Annotated in this window: 20 protein-coding genes and 1 pseudogene; 12 read left to right on the top strand and 9 right to left on the bottom strand. The window is 60.2% G+C overall.

The annotated features are described in order from the left end of the window. Positions 1-2: 2 nt before the first annotated feature. The 3 genes from SB822_RS37650 to SB822_RS37640 are packed head-to-tail and all read left to right on the top strand — an operon-like array spanning position 3 to position 2,558. A complete protein-coding gene (locus SB822_RS37650) occupies positions 3-1,568 on the top strand; it encodes an NADH-quinone oxidoreductase subunit C (protein ID WP_410856979.1) in 1,566 nt (521 codons plus the stop codon). Further along, positions 1,568-2,098 (top strand): NADH-quinone oxidoreductase subunit B family protein, encoded by a 531-nt coding sequence (locus SB822_RS37645; protein ID WP_009770017.1) that lies wholly within the window; start codon positions 1,568-1,570, stop codon positions 2,096-2,098. The genes SB822_RS37650 and SB822_RS37645 overlap by 1 nt, the downstream gene beginning before the upstream one ends. A gap of 19 nt (positions 2,099-2,117) precedes the next feature. Further along, positions 2,118-2,558, top strand: a complete 441-nt coding sequence (locus SB822_RS37640) for a hypothetical protein (RefSeq protein ID WP_039902076.1) — start codon at positions 2,118-2,120, stop codon at positions 2,556-2,558. A 114-nt stretch (positions 2,559-2,672) separates the two neighbouring features. Here SB822_RS37640 and SB822_RS37635 read toward each other — a convergent pair whose 3' ends face one another. After that, positions 2,673-3,173 (bottom strand): universal stress protein, encoded by a 501-nt coding sequence (locus SB822_RS37635; protein WP_007740981.1) that lies wholly within the window; start codon positions 3,171-3,173, stop codon positions 2,673-2,675. 450 nt (positions 3,174-3,623) lie between these two features. Here SB822_RS37635 and SB822_RS37630 point away from each other — a divergent pair, with 450 nt between their 5' ends. After that, a complete protein-coding gene (locus SB822_RS37630; RefSeq protein WP_007740984.1) occupies positions 3,624-3,848 on the top strand; it encodes a hypothetical protein in 225 nt (74 codons plus the stop codon). A 487-nt stretch (positions 3,849-4,335) separates the two neighbouring features. On the opposite strand, the gene SB822_RS37625 is transcribed toward SB822_RS37630, so the two are convergent. Next, positions 4,336-5,847 carry a diguanylate cyclase gene (locus tag SB822_RS37625; RefSeq protein ID WP_410857012.1) on the bottom strand — a complete coding sequence of 504 codons (1,512 nt, stop codon included), beginning with the start codon at positions 5,845-5,847 and terminating at the stop codon, positions 4,336-4,338. A 492-nt stretch (positions 5,848-6,339) separates the two neighbouring features. Between SB822_RS37625 and SB822_RS37620 the strand changes: the two genes are divergently transcribed. The 5 genes from SB822_RS37620 (at position 6,340) to SB822_RS37600 (ending at position 11,488) form a co-directional block, all read left to right on the top strand. Beyond that, positions 6,340-6,594 carry a hypothetical protein gene (locus tag SB822_RS37620; RefSeq protein WP_007740987.1) on the top strand — a complete coding sequence of 85 codons (255 nt, stop codon included), beginning with the start codon at positions 6,340-6,342 and terminating at the stop codon, positions 6,592-6,594. A 475-nt stretch (positions 6,595-7,069) separates the two neighbouring features. Then, positions 7,070-8,554, top strand: a complete 1,485-nt coding sequence (locus SB822_RS37615) for a sensor histidine kinase (protein ID WP_410856978.1) — start codon at positions 7,070-7,072, stop codon at positions 8,552-8,554. Beyond that, the gene (locus SB822_RS37610; protein WP_410856977.1) at positions 8,539-9,933 is read left to right on the top strand and encodes a sigma-54-dependent transcriptional regulator; all 1,395 of its coding nucleotides are present in this window, start codon (positions 8,539-8,541) and stop codon (positions 9,931-9,933) included. The genes SB822_RS37615 and SB822_RS37610 overlap by 16 nt, the downstream gene beginning before the upstream one ends. 149 nt (positions 9,934-10,082) lie before the next feature. Beyond that, on the top strand, positions 10,083-10,886 hold the full coding sequence (locus SB822_RS37605; protein ID WP_410856976.1) for a hypothetical protein: 804 nt from the start codon (positions 10,083-10,085) through the stop codon (positions 10,884-10,886). A 47-nt stretch (positions 10,887-10,933) separates the two neighbouring features. Then, positions 10,934-11,488, top strand: a complete 555-nt coding sequence (locus SB822_RS37600) for a hypothetical protein (RefSeq protein WP_410856975.1) — start codon at positions 10,934-10,936, stop codon at positions 11,486-11,488. Positions 11,489-11,598: 110 nt separating this feature from the next. Here the strand turns inward: SB822_RS37600 and SB822_RS37595 are convergent, their stop codons facing one another. Beyond that, on the bottom strand, positions 11,599-11,727 hold the full coding sequence (locus SB822_RS37595) for a hypothetical protein (RefSeq protein ID WP_410856974.1): 129 nt from the start codon (positions 11,725-11,727) through the stop codon (positions 11,599-11,601). 23 nt (positions 11,728-11,750) lie between these two features. Here SB822_RS37595 and SB822_RS37590 point away from each other — a divergent pair, with 23 nt between their 5' ends. Beyond that, a complete protein-coding gene (locus SB822_RS37590; protein WP_410856973.1) occupies positions 11,751-12,983 on the top strand; it encodes an MFS transporter in 1,233 nt (410 codons plus the stop codon). Next, positions 12,980-14,209 carry an arsenic transporter gene (locus tag SB822_RS37585; protein ID WP_410856972.1) on the top strand — a complete coding sequence of 410 codons (1,230 nt, stop codon included), beginning with the start codon at positions 12,980-12,982 and terminating at the stop codon, positions 14,207-14,209. The genes SB822_RS37590 and SB822_RS37585 overlap by 4 nt, the downstream gene beginning before the upstream one ends. Before the next feature lie 487 nt (positions 14,210-14,696). Here SB822_RS37585 and SB822_RS37580 read toward each other — a convergent pair whose 3' ends face one another. From SB822_RS37580 to SB822_RS37565, 4 genes are all read right to left on the bottom strand, one after another. After that, positions 14,697-15,752: a LirA/MavJ family T4SS effector gene (locus SB822_RS37580; RefSeq protein ID WP_007741000.1), complete on the bottom strand. Its 1,056-nt coding sequence runs from the start codon at positions 15,750-15,752 to the stop codon at positions 14,697-14,699. Between the two features lie 869 nt (positions 15,753-16,621). After that, positions 16,622-17,077 (bottom strand): YeeE/YedE family protein, encoded by a 456-nt coding sequence (locus SB822_RS37575; protein WP_114223022.1) that lies wholly within the window; start codon positions 17,075-17,077, stop codon positions 16,622-16,624. Between the two features lies 1 nt (position 17,078). Further along, positions 17,079-17,513: a YeeE/YedE family protein gene (locus tag SB822_RS37570; RefSeq protein WP_007741003.1), complete on the bottom strand. Its 435-nt coding sequence runs from the start codon at positions 17,511-17,513 to the stop codon at positions 17,079-17,081. A gap of 14 nt (positions 17,514-17,527) precedes the next feature. Further along, positions 17,528-17,845, bottom strand: a complete 318-nt coding sequence (locus SB822_RS37565) for an ArsR/SmtB family transcription factor (protein WP_079491590.1) — start codon at positions 17,843-17,845, stop codon at positions 17,528-17,530. Between the two features lie 84 nt (positions 17,846-17,929). On the opposite strand from SB822_RS37565, the gene SB822_RS37560 reads away from it, so the two are divergent. Beyond that, complete coding sequence (locus SB822_RS37560) at positions 17,930-18,787, top strand: MBL fold metallo-hydrolase (RefSeq protein ID WP_410856971.1); 858 nt, start codon at positions 17,930-17,932, stop codon at positions 18,785-18,787. A 231-nt stretch (positions 18,788-19,018) separates the two neighbouring features. Here the strand turns inward: SB822_RS37560 and SB822_RS37555 are convergent. Beyond that, positions 19,019-19,246: pseudogene (locus tag SB822_RS37555) on the bottom strand (transposase domain-containing protein); the annotation flags it as partial. A 139-nt stretch (positions 19,247-19,385) separates the two neighbouring features. Then, the gene (locus SB822_RS37550) at positions 19,386-19,616 is read right to left on the bottom strand and encodes a hypothetical protein (RefSeq protein WP_007589427.1); all 231 of its coding nucleotides are present in this window, start codon (positions 19,614-19,616) and stop codon (positions 19,386-19,388) included. Between the last annotated feature and the right edge of the window lie 148 nt (positions 19,617-19,764).

Genomic DNA, 19,764 nt, shown 5'->3' with positions numbered 1-19,764 from the left:
GCATGCGGATCGACGCGCTCGGGCTTTCTGACCTCGTTCGGCTGTCGGCGTCTGCCGGCAGGGCGTCCGCCTTTCTGGCACATACCGACGCCGCGACATGGGTCCGCATCGCCAGCACAGCACGAGAGGAGCGCGGACGGCTGATCTCGTTGTGGGGTGCTGAAGCGGCTGCGGGCACGTTCGTGGTGTCGGCAGCCTATGCGATGCAGGATGGCCTGTTGTGGGTGCGGTTGCCTGTCGCGATGGGCAAGGAAGGAGTGGCCAGCTATCCGGACCTGTCGAACATCTTTCCGTGTGCGTCGCGCATGCAGCGTGCCGTCTACGACCTGCTCGGGCTGCACGCGACGGGCGCGGCGGATACGCGACCGTGGCTGAATCACGGCAACTGGCCATCCGACTATTTTCCGCTTCAGAGTCTGTCGTCCGGAAACGAGCGCTTCGAATCACAGGAAGCGGATTATCCATTCATACAGGTCGCGGGAGACGGTGTTCATGAGATCGCGGTGGGACCGATTCACGCGGGCATCATCGAGCCGGGACACTTTCGCTTCTCCGTCGTCGGTGAGAAGGTGTTGCGACTGGAAGAGCGGCTCGGTTATACGCATCGGGGTATCGAGCGGCTGTTCGGACAGACGCCGGTGGTGCTCGGACATCGTCTGGCGGGACGGATTGCAGGCGACACGACGGTCGCCTTTTCGTGGGCCTATTGCATGGCCGTCGAACGCGCACTGAACGTCTTTGTTCCGCCACGCGCGCAGTGGCTGCGCGCCCTGTTGCTCGAACGTGAGCGTATCGCCAATCATCTGGGCGATCTCGGCGCGCTTGGCAACGATGCCGGCTTCGCCTATGGGCTCGCGCAGTTCTCCAGGCTGAAGGAAGACTGGCTGCGTCTGAACGACCGGGTATTCGGACATCGCTATCTGATGGACCAGATCGTGCCCGGCGGGGTGGCGCGCGATATGGCTGCGGAGTTCATCGAGATTGTCGCTGACCAGTGCGAGCGAACCGAAGACGCGGTCTGCGTGATGCAGCGCATTTACGAGGAGCAGTCGGGACTGCAGGATCGTTTTGCAGGTGCAGGCAAGCTCTCGGCGAACGTGGCCACGCATTTCAGTGTGTGCGGCCTGGCGGCGCGGGCGAGTGGTCTTGGCATCGATGTTCGCGTCGATCATCCTTACGCGCCGTATCACGAAGTCCAGCCTCAAATGGCGTGCGACAACCGGGGCGACGTGGCTGCTCGCGTCGCTGTGCGGTTCAACGAGGTCTACGAGTCGCTGCGGCTGATTGGCGCGTTTCTCGACGGTCTGCCTGACGGCGGCGTCGTCGTCGCGCCAGTAGAAACCGGCCAGTCGCCATCCTGCGGTGTCGGCTGGGTCGAAGGTTGGCGCGGTGATGTGTTCGTGGCAATCGAGACGGGTGAAAACGGGACCATTTCCCGGTGTCATTGCCATGACCCATCGTGGCAGAACTGGCCGGCGCTGGAGCACGCGATCATCGGCAATATCGTTCCCGATTTCCCGTTGATCAACAAATCGTTCAACCTGAACTACGCGGGACACGACCTGTAATGTGGCAACTTCTCAAACAGATCGCACGCACAGACATTCCGGCCGGGTCCGTCCCGGACACGAACGACGCGTGGATAACCACGCAACACCAGCAGATCCAGCAGGAGATTCTCGACGTGCTCGGTCGCGCGCTGTGCATTCGCCAGATCGACGCGGGCTCATGCAATGGATGCGAGCTGGAGATTCACGCGCTGAATAACCCTTACTACAACATCGAGGGTCTCGGCATCAAATTCGTCGCAAGTCCCCGGCATGCTGACATGCTCCTGGTCACCGGTCCGCTCACGCTGAACATGAAGGAAGCGGTCCGACGGGCATGGGACGCGACACCCCATCCGAAGCTCGTGGTTGCTGCAGGCGACTGCGCGTGCACGGGCGGCATCTTCAGGAACAGCTATGCCGTGTGTGGGCCGCTTTCTGGCCTGCTTCCGGTGGACGTTGCTATTCCGGGCTGTCCGCCACCACCGATCGATCTGTTAAGAGGCATTCTCACGGCACTACGCTCGAGGCCGGACGCATTCGTGCCGTAGGCATTGCGGGAGAGAAATAGTGAACGGGTTAGGAGCAGTCTGCCTGGCATTGGTGCGCGGCACGTGGCCGCAGCTTGTCACGCTTGTGGGATTCCTGGTGGCAGTCGGCTTGAGGTTTCCGGGCTGGTTTGTCATTCTCTCGATCGCAGTTGTGGGCGCGGTCGTGTGGCACATTGGCCGCTGCCTTGAATCGGGTGGGGTGTCAGCGCTTCATGACCCTCTGCTGGGTGCCGTTCTCGTGGGCAGCGGACTGGCGTCGATAGTCCTCACGCTGAGATGGTGGTTCGTGGAAAAGCAGATGCAGTTGCCCTCAGGCAGTCTCCTGTATCTGGCAGGCCATGCCGAAGCGACAACCAGTCCCACACTGGCGTGGTCAAGCGTACTGACCCAGCGGAGCTCATGCCTGATTTTTCTTGCCATCGCCGCCATCTGGGCAATTCGTTGCGGTCGCGTGGACTGAGCGCCGAGACGGTCGGCGCCCGGCTCAATCATCTCTGCGTTTCCTGCCGGTCTGCGCCGTCGTGGGAATGCAAGCCGGGATAGCAGCGCGTGCAATGATGAACGTCTCGTTTGTCTACTGCCCTAGGTCTCTGGGCGTACCGTGTTCCTTTCCACTGGCCGCCTCGGGAGTCACAGACGACCGGACCACGAGCACGGGAATGTCGCTGTGCGTGAGTACCTTCTGCGTCTCGCTGCCTAGCAGCAGTGCCCGTACCCCGCGACGACCGTGAGAGGCCATCACGATGAGATCGCATTTCTGCTGAATTGCAACGCTGATAATAGCTTCATACGGATGTGCTCGCGTCGCCGTTACGGTCTCGCATTCGACGCCAGCGAGGCTCGCTTCTTTCATCACAGCTCCGAGGTAGTCATCCGCGTGCTGGTGGGCGACCTGAAGAAATCGTTCCTCAGTATCTGCAAGCATTTCCGGGCCGTACGCAAAAACGTGGAACTCCGGTATGACGTGAAGTGCCGTCATTTTCGCCTTGTTTTCGCCGGCGAGTGTCACTGCCAGCAGGACAGCGGATTCCGAGAGTGCCGAGCCGTCCGTCGGCACGAGTAGATGCGTGAACATGGCAATCCCCTGCGGCCAGACTCAATTGCCACTGCGTTCCGTCTGGAGCCTGCCGCCTGAACCGGAACGACTGCTTTCAGTATAGTCGGCTAGTTGAAAGAATGTCGGTTTGCTGAGTTTCGACTGTGCTGAAACATGCGTACGCAAATTGCTCCAATCCTGGCTGATGAATTTGCAGCGGGACGATGTCGCCAGATGTTAAGGATGGTTAACTCCACCACTTCGGCGTTGATGCATGCGGGGCAACGTCCGAGAATGAAGCTGCGATGACTGTACCGCAAGTGGCATGTTCGAGTCGCAGCCGGTGGCTGCGGCTTCTTTTTCAGCGATGTGGGTGAGGTTGCCGCCGGACGTTCGGAACGGGAAACCGTGCTTGACATCGTATGGGATGTCGCGGCCCTAGGGATGTTCAACGGTCGATGTTCAATGAGTTTTTTAGGGAGTGAGGAAATGGGAATCTTGGATAAGGTAGGCGAAATCGCGGGTGCGGTAGCGGCTGTCGAAGCGCTCGAGAAGGTTGATCCGGATGCAGGTCTGTTGACAAAGGCGGCGGCTGCCGTCGCCGGCTTCGAAGGTGCCGGCGCGATGGAATCACTTGTCGAAAAGAAGAGTGACAATGTGCAGGCGGCAACCGATGATCCGCAAGCCTCCGGCGCTCCGGAGTCTAAGGCGTAACAGCGTCTGATACGCTAGCCGGCGCCGAGTGACATTGGACCGGCCGGGCTCGATATGCTGGCTGCTGCTGTCAAGGAGAGCAACGTGATGGCAGAGTGCTTGCGCGACGGTTGCTGCATAGATATGATGGGTCGTCCCAATCACATAACGCGGGGATTTGCCGGGCAAATCCCTTCGTACTTGTGTGAGCGCCAATTGCGCGGCAGTACGCCTGGGTCCCGGACGTGATGGTTGTGATACGTCCTGTTGTCTCTTGCGCTCGTCGAACACTGCCTCAATACCTTTTCTGGTGACTTCCTCAAGGAAGATCAGACGCGCCCGGTAATATTCAGCGCGCAACCGTGCGTCGAGTACCGTTTCGCGCCCGAATTTGCACCACACCATCTCATCGACATTCAACTCCGATGTGAACTCGCCCTAAAGAGAACTGGGTAATTGCAAGCTTTGCGAGACGCTTACCGGTCCTCCCGAAAAGGCGCATGCAAGTTCATGTCCCGTCGTCCATTCCCTTTGACGATATAGCCTTCCCGACAACGCAATTTCTTCCGGCGCGCTTTGCTTCATAGAGCGCGAGGTCCGCCGCATTCGTCAACTCACCGAGAGACACATGACTGGCTCGTGTACCGCTGGCACATCCAATACTTACGGTGAACGGTGGACATTCAGAGAGCGCATTCTCAACTTCCGCGCGTATCGCTTCGGCGACACGTTTAGCATGTGGAGCATTCGTGTCAGGAAGCACTACGACGAATTCTTCGCCGCCATATCGAGCCGCGCAATCGCTGCGGCGCCGCACATGCTTTGTAATGCACTCAGCAAGGTGCCTCAACGCGCGGTCGCCCTCAGCGTGACCGTGTCTGTCGTTATATTGCTTGAAATGATCGGCATCGACGTACAGAACTGACAGGCAACTGTCGTTGCGTTGAAGTCTCGCCCACTCGCTAGCGAGACAGTCGTCAAGCGCGCGTCGGTTCCTGAGACCTGTGAGTGGATCAATTTGCGTGAGTTCCGTGAGGCGACCCTCTGCAGCAACGCGGTCCCTTAGCGCGAACGCAAGAAGCCAGACCACACTGCAAAAGCCCACGCCGATCGCGGACGCTGAAATTCCAACTATCCACGACAACTGTTTCCATGAAGTGAGGACGTCATCAAGCGCCGGAGCGACCACTGCGATCAAAGGCGTGCCGGGCACGCGCTGAAACGTGTACAGCCGTAATTCACCGTCCGCCGATGAGCGCCCCGCATAGAACCCGGAATCCTGGCCAACCATGCGTCGAAATGTGGACGATTGGCTGAAATCGATAGTGTGGGATGATTTTAATGGCGGATTTCTGGCAACCAGCGTTCCATCGGTGCGTATGATAGCTGTGACGCCGTGGGGACCCACATCAAGATTCTCAAGCAACTGTCCAAAGTATGCGACGTCAATCGCGACGATCGCCACGCCGCCGAATGATCCGTCCGGGTGGTCTATCCTTCTGGTCAGGGCGATGGACGCCGCGTCGCCCCTGGAACGCGCCAGATAGACGGCCGATATATAGAGGCCGACCTTTGGGGATTGCCGGTGAACCCGGAAATAGTCTCTATCGCTAAAATTCCAGTGATGGGTGCTCGAGCAACAACCATCTATCAGGTTTCCGTACTCGTCCGTCAAACCTATTCCAGTCACGTAGCGAGAAATTGCGGCCCGGTTGAAAAGAACCTTGTGTCGAACATTGACTTCCATATTTTGAATTGTCGGTTCGCGTAGCGTCGCTATGAGCGTCTGGAGAGACTGATCGGACGATTCAAGGGTATGCGAGATATTGTCCGATATGGCAGCGGCGACGTTCCGGGAGGTCCCATGGGCATGCTGGATTGCCGTCCCCCTTGCGGCTAGCAGTGTCAGAAGACTGACACCTAGCAAGCCAGTAGCTAGCAGCGTTCCCAGTGCACCGACGATGAATGGGTGGCCGCCCGCAGTGGCGGTCACCCGTGTGAGAAGTTTATGAAAAAACACGGTAATGAATTTGTAGGATTTTTGGTCTATTCGTCTGCCCTGCGGATGTTGTTGACTTGGCGGCTTCACGACACGGCAGTCATGAGCAGGTTATCGGCTGGAAAAAGGAAAAATACAGGTCCGCCCGCGCGAACAGGCGTTTGGGAGTGAGACGGACTGTGTCGATGTAAAGAAATCAGACACATGCTGTCTGAAAAGCCGACACATTGAGAATGTTTTGAAGGAAAAGTTAAATCCTTCATTTTTATGAAAGAGACGGAGTCCGAAAAAACATTTTTCGGGACCTAAACAAAGTACGCGGCCGACCGTAGACTACGCCATTAACGATGTCGTATGTCACGGCCGCTATAGTGCAGGTCACTGCCATTGTGAGCGAAATTGGCACGGCGTCAGAGGAACAAAGCCGCGTCGATTCCGCCGTATCTATGGATAGCACGTCGCAGGCGCGGCGCGAGCATTAGCTCGACTGTTTGCAGTTACACTGGAAAATGCATGCGAGTCGATATCGATCGAGACGAGTTGCTTAGGCTTATTAACAACTACCTGCGGACGAAGTCCGCGTGCACCAATTTCCGGGCGGTACAAATCGTTAGCACAAGACCGGAACTCAACGAGGCAAACTGGATGCTATTTGGTTTCGCGTGCGGAACATCCGATGGCAACCTGGCGGCATGCGAGGAAGCGGTGAAGGATTTTATCTTTGCCCTCCGGGCGAGATTTAATGTATCGAAGGGTGTGAGTGGCTGAGAGGCATTCCTGGCTTCGAAGCCTTACGGTCACAGACAAACCGGTATGAAGAAAAGACTTCCTGACAGACCCCACGCGAGTCAAATCACGAGGTTGCGGCTTTCGCTGAGTTACTATCGGCAGCGCGGAGCGGCGGCCTATATAGCACCGTTCGTCGGCATGCTCAACAGTCGAAGGGAAAACAATCGTCGGTCCGAGGCTTCCAGACCAGATCAGCAACGACTGCTCTTCCTGGCGCGCTTCAATCGATGACTTCTTGCGACAATGCGATGAATACCTGTTGCGACGCGTGTCCCCCAAGGGACGGAGTTTCACACCAGATCTTGAACCGAAGATCTGTTCACCTATAAATCCCGTCGAATGTTGGGGATGGGCGTGGGAACGCATCCGAGCCGAAAGTCCCCAGCGGCGGCGTTTCTATGTGTTTCACCCGCCTGATCGCCCTGAGGGCCGAAGTTCTTCCCGCCTGCATCATATGTCGAGACCGTCGTTTTCTACTCAACTGTTCGCACTCTGGATTCTCGTCGCCGTTCTGTTCGGCCTGCTCACGAGCGCCGTGTGGCTCATGCTTTCGTCGGCGCTCGGCGAGCGGGTTGGCGTTGCGAGGCAGCAGGCGTTGGCGGCGTGCACGGCGGTTGCATCGCGCTATGACCTGTCGATGCAGCGCCCCAGCGAAACCGACGTCGATCTCATGCACGCCGTGCTCGATCTCGTGCTGATCCGCACCGAAGGAATAGAGGGCGGTTTCTGGAGCAACGCGCCCGCGTCCGGCGCACCGAATGGCTTTCTTGCCTATGCATTCCCAACTTATGAGGGCAGTGGTGTCAAGCGCGACGTCCCGGAAGCCGAGACGCCGCTCATTCTGCGCACGCTCCGAAACGCGGCGAGAGCGGGCCAGTTGAAGGTCGATGTCGTTTCTAGCGGCGCGGATGCCGTGGTTGCCGTGGCCTGTCCAGTGCCGCGCCACGCGGGCCTGCTCGCCTGGATGCTCACGCGCGCGCGGCCGCCGCTGGGCCCGGATGGGGAGCGCGCCGTAACTATCCTGGCGAGCGTGCTCGCAATGATTGTCTTGCTGGCCATGTTTTTGGCTTTGGCGCTCAGGCGCTGGAAGCGCAAACTCACGTTGCTGGAACGGGCGCTCGCCCCTGCGGGCGAGTTCGAGCGGGGCAAGCGGCTCGACCGGCTCGGTGAACGGGACCTGGACCAGATCGTCGATGCGCTCAATCGCTACGGCGAGCGCGCAGAGCGCCTGCAACATGAAGCGAACGCACTGAGCACCCAGCTGGCGCATGCGGAGCGCTTCAGCACGCTGGGCAAGATGGCCGCGCAGATAGCGCACGAGATCCGCAATCCGGCGGGCGCGATGCGTCTGAAAGCCGAAAATGCGCTGGCGGGCGACGCGGCGCGCCGCGAAGCCGCGTTGCGGACGATCATCGAACAGGTGGGGCGGATCGAGTCGCAGGTGGCGAGCCTGCTTGCGCTCACGCAACCGGTGACGGTTCACGCTCGCGAGGTCGATCTGCACTCCTGGCTGGCCGGGATCGTTCATGCACATGAATCTCGTGCTGAGAGCCGCAATGTCAAACTGGTCACCGAAATCGAACCTGGCGACGCCCGCCCTGTCTTTGATCCCGCTCAACTGGCGCGCGCGCTCGACAATCTGATCATGAATGCGCTGCGACACGCGCCGGTGAGCAGCAGCGTTACGGTGCGCGCGCATCACGTACTATCGCAGGAAGGCGAGCGGCTGAGACTCGAAGTCGTCGACAATGGTCCCGGCGTCAACGCGGCGGAGCGTGAACGCATCTTCGAGCCGTTCGTGACGGGCCGCCCGGACGGTTCGGGACTCGGCCTCGCCGTCGTGCGTGAGATTGCATCGGCGCATGGCGGTCGCGCCTATCTCGCCGAGGACGCTCATGTGACCCAATTCGTTGTAGAACTGCCATGGCGACCATACTGATCATCGATGACGACGACGCCTTCCGCGAGGGCCTCGCCGAAACCATTCAGGACCTCGGCCACACGCCACTCGAGGTGCGGTCCGGCGAAGAGGCCTTGGAACGCTTGCGCGAGGCCACACCAGACTGCATCTTTCTCGACTTCCGTCTGCCGGGTGCGAATGGTATCGCCGTGCTCGAATCGCTGCGCGGGACAGTGAGTTTGCAAAGCGTGCCGGTCGTGATGCTCACCGGGCATGCGACGAGCGCCAATACCATCGGCGCGATGCGGCTCGGCGCCTTCGAGCATCTGACGAAGCCGGTCGGCCGGGACGAGATCGCCGCGCTTCTCAAGCGCGTTCTCGCGGCGTATCCCGTCACGCCCCCCGCCGGTACGACGTCAGCCTTCGCCGATGAGACGCCCTCGCGCGAGCCGCAACTGCTCGGCGTCAGTGAAGCGATGCGCGATGTGCAGAAGCGTCTGGGCCGCGCGGCGGGCACCAGTTCGACTGTGCTCATCACTGGCGAAACGGGCACGGGCAAGGAGGTCGCAGCACAGGTGCTGCATCGGGCATCGGGACGGGCGAGTGGGCCATTCGTCGCCGTGAACTGCGCGGCAATTCCGGAGGACCTGCTGGAGAGCGAGCTTTTCGGTCATGGCAAGGGCGCATTCACGGGCGCGCATGCCGAGCGGCAAGGGCGTTTTGAAGAGGCGCACGGCGGTACGCTCTTTCTCGATGAGGTCGGCGACATGCCGCTCGCCATGCAGGCGAAGCTGCTGCGTGTGCTTCAGGAGCGGCAGGTCACGCCGCTTGGCCTGAACCGGCCAATCGCGGTCGATGTCCGTGTCGTGGCCGCGACACATCGCGACCTGCCAGGAATGGTTGCAGCGGGATCGTTTCGCCAGGATCTTCTGTACCGGCTCGACGTGATCCCGGTCCACATCCCGCCCTTGCGCGAACGTGTGGCAGATATTCTGCCGCTCGCGGAGCATTTCCTCGCTACGAGCGCTGCCACACGGGAACCGGCACGCAAGCATCTTTCCGCTGATGCCCAGCGTCTGCTCGCCGCCTTTGCGTGGCCCGGCAACGTGCGAGAACTGGCCAATGCCATGGAACGTGCGAGCGCGCTTGCGCCGGGCGCGCTGCTCACGCGCGAAGACTTTGCCTTCCTCTTCGATACCGTCGGCAACGCTGCGGCTGCGATCCCCGCCCATCTCGCTGAACTGCCGCTCAACGATGCGCTCGCTCAGCTCGAACGTGCGTTGATTGCCCGCGCACTCGCGCTTGCCGACGGCAACCGTGCCGAAGCCGCCCGGCGCCTCGGCATCAGCCGACAGTCGCTTTACACGCGTCTGACCAACCTCGGTATATCCAGCACAACCGTCGACACAGACGGCTAACACTCTCTGTGGATGTAATGGAAGCGGACGATCTGTGTCCGTTCTGTTGACACCGCAGTCGCCGTTCGCGCCGCTAGGCCCTGAGTTCAGGGCTTGCGCTTCATGGTACAGCCTTTGCAGATCACTCCGTGCCAAGTGAAGGAGGGATCATGCTTTCGAGACCGATGTACCGAAGCCGGTGCGGCACCGTCCGCATCGCAAGCGCGATGAGTCTTGTTGTGCTACTCGCAGTGAGCATTGGATGCGCGGCGCAGACGCGGCCCGACACCGCGCCCGTTGCGCCCGCGCCGCCCGTCGGCGCCGAAGTTCCACCGCCGCCACCATCACCGAACGCGCCGGTGCCGCTGCCGCTCGGCGCCGAGCGTGCGCCCGCGTCGCTGGTAGACGAAGGAATGCCCGTTACCACGCAAGCCACCGTTTCGCGTTTCCTCACCAACCCGGATGGCGACGTCGACGGCTTCCTGACCAGCGAAGGCGCGCTCGTGCGTTTTCCTCCGCATATGAGTGCGGATCTCACGTCGATGGTACGTCCGGGCGACAGCGTGCAGTTGAGTGGCTGGCGCGACACAGCCGGCAATCTGAAGGCGCAGCGTATCGTCGATATGAGAAGCGGTCAGCAACTGATCGACCATCCACCGCTTCCGGGCGCGCAGCCCTTGCCGGCTGAGTTGCACGGCGCGGGACTGTCACGCCTGAACGCGCAGGGGGAAGTTGCGTACGTCACGACCGCGCCTCGCGGCGAGCCCGATGGGGTGATCCTGGCCGACGGCACAGTCATCAAGCTGACGCCTCCCGTCGCGCAACAGTTCCCGGGTCTCGTGCGTACGGGCGCGAGGGTATCCGCACAGGGCTACGGCACGCGTAATCAATACGGCATGGCGCTGCAGGCGACGGCATTTGGCTCGCCCGGCAAACTGACGCCGCTCTATGATCGCCCACGACCTCGCCCCTGATGGCTCCCGCCGTTACGTTTTCCCACCATCAGAAGAGGATAGGCAACATGCACTGGATTGACCCTGAGAGTCTTCCCGAAACACAAGGCGTGGTAACGCGCTTTCTCCTGAACCCGCACGGCGAACTGGATGGGATCGTGCTCGGCACGCGTCAGCAGCGTCAGGTTCATTTCCCGCCTCACCTGTCCCGTCAGATCACGCGGCATGTGAGGATCGGTGATCAGGTTCGCGTGCGCGGCGTCAAGCCTCGAGGCGCGGACGTGATCGCGGCGGTCTCATTCGTGACGAAAAGCGGCAGGATCATTCTCGACAACGGCCCGCACGAAGATGGCGGGAAGCATCAGAAGCCGGACGTCGTGCACAGCGCCATGGAAGCATGTGGTCAGGTGGCGCTGTCCCTGTTCGGTCCGAAGGGTGAGCTTCGCGGAGCGCTGCTCGCGGATGGCACGTCGCTACGCATGCCGCCCCACGCCGCCGCCGAACTGGCGTCGTATCTCACGCCGGGCGTGTACATACAGGCGTGGGGACGTGGCATCAGGAACCGGCACGGCCGCACGATCGAGGTTGACGAGATCGCCGAACTGGTCGACGCGCCAGGCTGATCTGCATGCTGATGCGGCATCGGACGCGAGGAGCCGCTGGCACGCTGGGTCAGGTGAACTCCACCGGCTTTCAGGCTTCGTCCAGTCACGCATTCCGAGCCTTGGCAAATTCACGCGATGTTGTCCTGGAAAACATGCAGCCGGCCGTCGACGTCGTCGTTCTTGCGGGCGGATACCGCCAACGACGTGGTCGCTGCGCAGTACCAGCCAACCTTCGGCTCGCAACTCTGATTCGACATGAACTACGCCTGATGACCGATCAATGACTCCTCAATATGCGCTGGAAGGACTGAACTTTTTCATGGCCGATGTGCAGGCGGGCATCGGACCATTTTTGGGCGTCTTCCTTCAGGCGCAGGGCTGGCAACCGGACGCGATCGGCGCGGTGATGACGCTCGGCGGCGTCGCGGGAATGCTGGCGACCTCGCCGGCCGGCGCGCTCGTGGATGCGACGCATCACAAACGCGCCCTCATCGTTGTGGCTGGTGTGATGACGACGCTTGCCTCGCTCGTGCTGTGGGTGTCGCAGAGTTACTGGATGGTCGCCGCTTCGCAGGTATTCACTGCCGTGACGGGCGCGGCGCTCGGTCCCGCGGTCGCCGGCGTGACACTCGGTATGGTGCGCGAATCCGGCTTCGACTGGCAGTTCGGGCGCAATCAGGTGGCGAACCACGCGGGCAATGTCGTCGGCGCGGCGTTGTCGGGCTGGCTCGGCTGGCGCTTCGGTTTCGGCGCGGTGTTTGCGCTTGCGGGTGTGTTCGGCGCAATGACGGTCCTCGCGACGCTGCTGATTCCGAGCGATGTCATCGATCATGACAGTGCGCGGGGATTTCGCGCCGCGTCGGCGTCGGAGCGCGAGCAGGCGAGTGGTTTTCGCGTGCTGTTCAAGTGCAGGCCGCTGCTCCTGCTCGCCGCCGCGCTGGCGATGTTCCATCTCGGCAACGCGGCCATGCTTCCGCTCTATGGACTGGCGGTCGTCGCCGCGCATAAGGGTGATCCGAACGCCTTCACCGCGCAGACTATCGTCGTCGCGCAACTCGTCATGGTTGCGGCGGCGCTCTTTGCCAATTGGCTGATTCGGCGCCTCGGCTATTGGCGCGTGCTTCTCGTCACCTTTCTCGCGCTGCCGCTGCGCGGCCTGGTCGCGGCAATGTTCATCACCGCGTGGGGCGTGTGGCCGGTGCAGGCGCTGGATGGCATCGGCGCGGGACTGCAAAGCGTGGCTGTCCCCGCGCTCGTCGTAAGGGTGTTGCAAGGGACGGGACGCGTGAACGTCGGGCAGGGCGTGGTGATGACAGTGCAGGGCATGGGGGCGGCGCTAAGTCCTGCGCTGGGCGGTGTGCTCGCGCAGCACTTTGGTTATGCGACGGCGTTTTTCGTGCTCGGGGGCGTGTCGACGGGGTCGCTCGCGTTGTGGCTCATTTTCGGCGCATCAATCAGGAACGCTTGCGGCATTCACCGCGATGTCGTCCATGACACGTCTCTCGCTACATGAATCCAACTTTACTCTTCTGGGGTATTACGCTCGCCGCGACTGCGGGGGTCATTTTGCGCCCGTTCAGGTGGCCCGAGGCGATCTGGGCCGTCGCGGGCGCGCTGCTTCTCGTCGCGCTTGGGCTGCTCCCCGCCGGTCTGGCGTGGCAGGCGGTTGGCAAAGGCACGGATATTTATTTTTTTCTCGTCGGCATGATGCTGCTCTCGGAACTCGGCCGGCGTGAAGGGCTGTTCGACTGGGCCGCGGTACTTGCCGTCAACCATGCGAAGGGGTCGCCGCGCAGACTTTTTCTGTTCGTGTATCTGGTCGGTGTCGTGGTGACGACGTTCCTCTCGAATGATGCGGCTGCCGTCGTGCTCATGCCCGCCGTGTTCGCCGCAGCGAAGAAGGCCGGCACGAAGCCGCTGCCGCACCTGTACGCGTGCGCATTCATCGCCAATGCGGCGAGTTTCGTGTTGCCCATATCAAATCCCGACAATCTCGTGCTCTATGCAAACCACACGCCGGCGCTCGGCGTATGGGTCGCACGCTTCGCGTTGTCCTCTATCCTGTCGATCATCGTCACGTTTCTGATGCTGCGCTGGACGCAACGTGGCGAGCTTGGTGGCTCGTGCGCGACGGGCCCGCCCGTCGCCAAGCTCAGTACGAACGGGAAGTTGACGCTTGCCGGCATCGGCGTGACAGCGGTCGCATTGGTGACCGTCTCCGCCTTCGACATGCAATTGGGTTTGCCGACTGCCGTTCTCGGCATCGTTACGGCGCTTGTCATGCTGCTGAAGGAGCGCCAGTCTCCCGTCGAGCTTGTTCGCGAAATCTCGTGGAGCGTACTGCCTCTCGTGGCGGGGCTTTTCGTGCTGGTGGAAATGCTCGCACATACGGGTGTTATCGCGGGACTTTCGCATCGGCTCGCAGCGTCGGCATTGCAGGATCAACCATTCACGGCAGCGATTTCGGGGGTGCTCGTAGCGTTGAGTAGCAACGCGATCAACAACCTGCCGGCGGGACTGATCGCGAGCGCGACTGCGTTACAGGCGCACAGTCCAGGTCCGGCATGGCACATGCGCCCCCTTACTTTCATGGTCTCGCAGCGGCGTGGGTACTCGCTTTCCTACTGCGAGACACGGCTGGTCAAACTCCTTGGCAATCCTCGGCGCTTGCCAAAGGATGTCAGCCAGGGCTCAGTCTCACGCAAAGGAAAAAAAAGCCCGAAGGCCCGCCACGCGTGAGCAACAGTCAGTACGGCCTGCCGCTCCTCGACGGATCTCCGCAAAGTAGATAGACAGCAGTCTGCTTTCTAGAATTTTCAATGGCCGCAATGGGTTGACCGTACTCATTCACGAAGTCGCCCGAGAGCTCTCGTTGAACATTTCCGCGGCAGATCTACGACACTCTCATTGAACCGGTGCTTTCGGCCATGAAGCGACGTTTGATTAGCGTTATCTAATGACGGAATTTTGGTGCGCACCCGACGTCGAAGATAACTTGAGATTTGGTCATGCCTCTGCGTGGTTTGCCCCGGATCCGCAAAGATGGCGGTCGCGCGGAACGGTTCAAGGCCAATCGAGGAACGTGCAAGTTTCTAACTCGAAGCGAGCGACGGGACAGGCTTCGAGGCCGGGGCTGGGCGTCAAGCAATCGCAATGGTGACTCAGGAGGCGCGAACAAAAGCAAATGCGTCAACGCGCATTGTGAACAGGTAGCGTGAAGCGATCCTTAATCGATGTAAAAGTAGGTGAGATGCCCGGCCTGACCGTGGAACTGCACCGCGATCTGATTCTCCGCGTTGACAACGCGTGCGGCTTGCGCCGTGTGGTTAACCTCATCCCGGATAAAGCGCGCGTTCGGCACGGACGGACTTGGGTTCCAGCCCCTGGTAGCGCGTCCGTCGGCACGATGGGTTTTGGGATCACCGGTGTGCAGCTTGGTGGTCTCCGTGCGTACTTCTGGGCCGGTCTTGGTCCAGGTGGTGGTGGTTTTCGTCGTCAGCCAGTTGCGGTTCTTGTAGCGGTAGTACAGATAGTTGGAAAGGAAGTGACCATCGATCGGCCCAGAGCCGGTAGTCATCAGATGATCCATGACGACCTGCGGCGCACGGAAAGACTGGGATTCCAGGGTTTCGTTGTTAAGGAAACTGGAGGTAGCAAGCCTTTTCATGTCGGAGGGGAAGCAGTCGGTCAGCCATTGCCAAAGGATCATCGAACGATCAGGCGCGCGGTCGTCCTTGGACGGAGCGCGATAGTCGGCCGTCAGCGCATACAGGTCTGCAGCGGCAGTCACGGTGCCCCCCCACTTGGCGATGGCCAGCCACTGAAGGCTATGAGCATGCTCGCCATGACGCAAATCCATGCTGTCCTTCCAGAAAAGCTTATTGCGTAGCATATAGCCGAGTTGCGGGTCACCCCCGATGAGCATGATGCCGATTGGCGCGTTGGGTGCCGTGTTGGCAGTAAAGCGATTCTCGAAACGGAAATTCATGCTGCGCGCCACCACGCCCATCGCGCGCGTAAACTTGTTGCGCATTTGTGGGTTAAAGGCACGATATGCGTTCCACATGTCGACCGACACCGCGTTCAGTTCGCGCTTGAAGTTCTCCGTATCGCAGAGAAAGTGAGCGATCTTGCCAAAGTCTTCCAGATAGGTCCTGTGCTGTGCCAGCGGAGTCGCGGTGACCGCTTTTCCAGCCGTCTTGTCCCACTTGGTGTAAGTGAACTTGTTGTCCTTGAGGCTCTTCAGCGCGTCGCCTGCAGTGTTGAATATGGTATTCGGCATGACATACTCCTCATCCATTGACAACGATACTGAAGCGCCGCGATACGGCGCGACGCGTTCCGCTCCTGGTACACGCTGATTACTGCACATCTAGTCGTTCCGAACCCTGAGGTTGAGCATGGCAAGGTTTTGCACTCGCATCAGTAAGATAGGTAGAATAGGCTGCAATTTAAAGCCTTGGCAAGTCACGTTGATAAGAAACGGGGCCGCCTTTTCATGACCATTTCGCGCTTAGGTCGCCCGATGCATGGATGATTCGCCCCCCAAGTGTCGGTCTTCCTACTGATCCAGTCGGCGCGCGTATCATGCTGCAACCAGGGCGTTTGCCTGAGCCAAGGGCGTGTTACCGAGCTCGGCTCGTGATACATGTTTGGCCGCTGCCGACTCGCTGTCCCATCAGAAAACCGCGTAGCTCTATCGAATATCCCACCGGTGCGCGTGAACGCTGCCTCCGGACGCGGTGTGCAGATAGGGGGATTCCATGAAGCGACTGCGTTCCTCGATCCGTTGCACGATCGACTGGAGCGCATCGTCAAAGCAGGGGGCGACCTAGCGGTGTCGGCCCGATGATATTCGTTTCGGGCTTCGATCGCTTTCATTGCTTCCTCTAGGTGGGTCCTGCCGCTTTTCCACTCGCCCAGTTTCAAGAATGCGCCGCCTGTCGCCGAGCGTCGGCTATGGCGAGATCTCGTCGGCAAGGTGACCCGGTGAATGGCCGCTACACTTCAAAACGGGCCGCATAGATTTTAGGATATCGACCGTCAGCAACGGGTCGACACCGGTCCGATGACTCCTCATCGTGAAAGTGATTGCCGTGATAACCTCTGCTTGCTCAACTGCGAGTCTTTCGCGGGTAGCGCAGATTGCGCTCACGCGCGTTGTGTCGTGGCTTTCGTCCGCTCGATCAGTTCGAAGACGACCATGCCGGCAACCATTGCCGCCACGAAACCGACGGCCTTGGGGTAGCCAGCGCCCAGCGCAACGAGCGCGGGACCCGGGCAGAAACCGGCCAGTCCCCAGCCGATACCGAAGGCGGCGCTACCCAGAACCAGCCTTAGCGTGATGGCCGTGCTGACGGGAAGTTGCATCGGCAACCCAAGATATGACCTGTCACGGCGTCTGGCCGCGAAAAATGCAAGTGAGCCGACCGCAATGGCGCCAGCCATCACAAAGGCGAGTGACGGGTCCCACCGGCCGGCCAGATCGAGGAAACCCAGCACCTTCGCCGGGTTTGCCATGCCTGACACCATCAGGCCAACCCCGAAAAGAAGACCGGCGAGCAATGCCGTAACCGGCGCAATGAGCGTTGTCTTGAGGGCTGCCATATCAGCCTCCGATCAGGTGACGTTGTACAAAGACGGTCAGAAATCCTGCGGCCATGAAGGTTGCGGTGGCGATGAGCGAGCGCACAGACCCTCGGGAGAGACCACATACGCCGTGGCCGCTGGTGCAGCCGCTGGCATAGCGGGTACCCATGCCGACAAGAAACCCGGCCGCAAGGATCGCGCCCCAGCTCGCCTCGATCTCTGCCTGTGCAGGTTTGCCCAGCAGTCCTGCGATGACCGGTGCGCCGACGAGCCCCGCCAGAAACGCGAGACGCCAGTTGACGTCATCGCGCGGCCAGGCCAGCAGGCCGCCGAGGATGCTGCTGATGCCGGCGACGCGCCCGTTGAACAGTATCAGCACGGCAGCCGCGATACCGATCACGAGCCCGCCTGTCAACGAGAGGCACGGTGTGAAATGACCAAGGTCGACCAGCATGATTCGCTTCCTTACTACTTCGGGCAGAACTGTTCATAAAGTACGGCCATTACGGCGAGCGCGTGCGGACTCGCCACCGAATAAAAGATGTTCTTGCCTTCCCTGCGAGTGACTACGAGGTCGTTTTCGCGCAATACGCCCAGTTGCTGTGACAGCGTGGGCTGATGGATGCCAAGTTGTTCCTCGAGCTCACCGACCGACATCTCGCCTTGGGAAAGCTGGCACATCAGCAGCAGGCGGTCGGGATTGGCGAGCACCTTGAGCAGGGCGCACGCATTTGCGGCGCCGGCCTGCATCGTGGCGAGGTCGATGGTTAGACGAGTTCTTTTCATGGTCGAGATTCAATCTATTTCAACATAGTATATTGTACGATATATTGTATGTGAATAGAATGATTTCATTCCCCGGAGATAGCCATGCCACCGACCATTCATCCTTTCTTTGACCCCGCCACCTGGACCGTGACTTACGTGGTGTTTGCAGAGGGTCATGCCGGATGCGCCATCGACCCGGTGCTGGACTACGATCCCAAGGCTGGACGGACCTCCACCGCCAGTGCCGGCAAGGTGATCGATTTCATACGTGAGCGTGCGCTGCGCGTCGAATGGATACTGGAAACACATGCACACGCCGACCATCTTTCTGCTGCTGCGTATCTCAAGCGCGAACTGGGCGGGCGCATTGCGATCGGCCAGCACATCCGGCGTGTGCAGGGTGTCTTCAAGACGCTCTTCAACCTCGAGCCGGCGTTCCGTCTGGACGGATCGCAGTTCGACCACCTTTTCGAGGATGGCGAGATGTTTGCCATCAATGGTCTGACGGGCAGGGCGATGCATGTGCCCGGGCACACGCCTGCCGACATGGCGTACCAGATCGGGGACGCCGTGTTCGTCGGGGACACGCTTTTCATGCCCGACGTCGGCACCGCGCGGTGCGACTTTCCAGGCGGTGATGCGCATGAACTGTATCGCTCTATCCGCAAGCTGCTGGCCCTGCCAGCCGACGTGCGGCTATTCATGTGCCATGACTATCCGCCCGAAGGACGCGGGCCTGCATGGGAAACCACGGTGCACGAACAGCGGGAACGCAATATCCACGTGCACGACGGCGTAAGCGAAGAGCAGTTTGTCGCCATGCGCCAGGCACGCGATGCGACCCTGGCGATGCCCACGCTGATCCTGCCGGCGGTGCAGGTCAATGTCCGCGCCGGTGAGTTTCCGCCGCCAGAGGCAAACGGAGTGCGATACCTCAAGATCCCTCTGAATGCTGTTTGACGTACCACGGACCTCGCGCGCGTCCGGCAGGTGAGGGCGCGTCCCCGTCCACTGTTCGCCGTTTAGCTGTTTCAGGAAGCAGGCCATGATTGGTAAGCACTTCGCGACGACCGTAGCTGACTTTCGCGCGCGCGTCGATGATGATGGGTCTAACGGAGAGATCGGGGGAGATCCTGTCCGCGATCTCTAATCATGGACAGGATGTATCTGGATCTCCCGTGATTGCCGTCCTTACGGCGCACCGATTGATGGGTCGGCTGACTTGCGCAGCCGGTCTGCGAGGTTCCATGGCAACAGTTCGTCGATATGATTGGTCTTGTGCTCGGCGATGTGAGTAAGCACGTAGGTCAGATAAGCGCGTGGAACGACACCATTGAGTTTGCAACTGCCGATGAGCGAATACATTGCGGCTGCCCGCTCGCCCCCGCTGTCGGAGCCGCAGAACATCAAATTCTTGCGTCAATGAACATAATTCCATTAACGCAATAATGCGCAGTCGAAATATCGTTAATTGTTATCATGTACATCGACGAAGTCACCTAGGATGGTTTTCTCGGTAGGCAGTAGAACTATGCTCGGGTGCACTGTTCATGATCGTCTATCCAAGCGTGACAGCATGCGATTCCAACGCATTCAGCTTACTCTCCGGTTCGAAAGCTTCCGAGATTCCATCCACGTCCGAGACCTTGATGTCACACGTGATGGTGCCGCTTCCTGCGAGCCGCTCCGCTCTAAGGGTGTCCTCCTGCAAAAAAGGTCCAACCAAATCCCTGCGCTTGTTCGATTTCTTGCGGCGCAGCCGAATACGTCTGCGCACGAAGGCCTTCATTACCGCTACTATCGAGAGTTATCTCTATAGAAAGCCAAGGTCGGGACGAAACTCTGCATGGCCATCGAGTGTGCGTCATGCGTCCGCATCGTAAAGCGTTCGTCAAGATGAATCGGCTCAAGACGCTCCCTGATCAGCATGCATGTAA

The organism is Paraburkholderia sp. SIMBA_054, assembly GCF_046534875.1.
Classification (GTDB): Bacteria; Pseudomonadota; Gammaproteobacteria; order Burkholderiales; family Burkholderiaceae; genus Paraburkholderia; species Paraburkholderia hospita.
The sequence above is the reverse complement of the archived record's forward strand: the minus strand, read 5'-3'. Positions and strand labels throughout refer to the sequence as shown.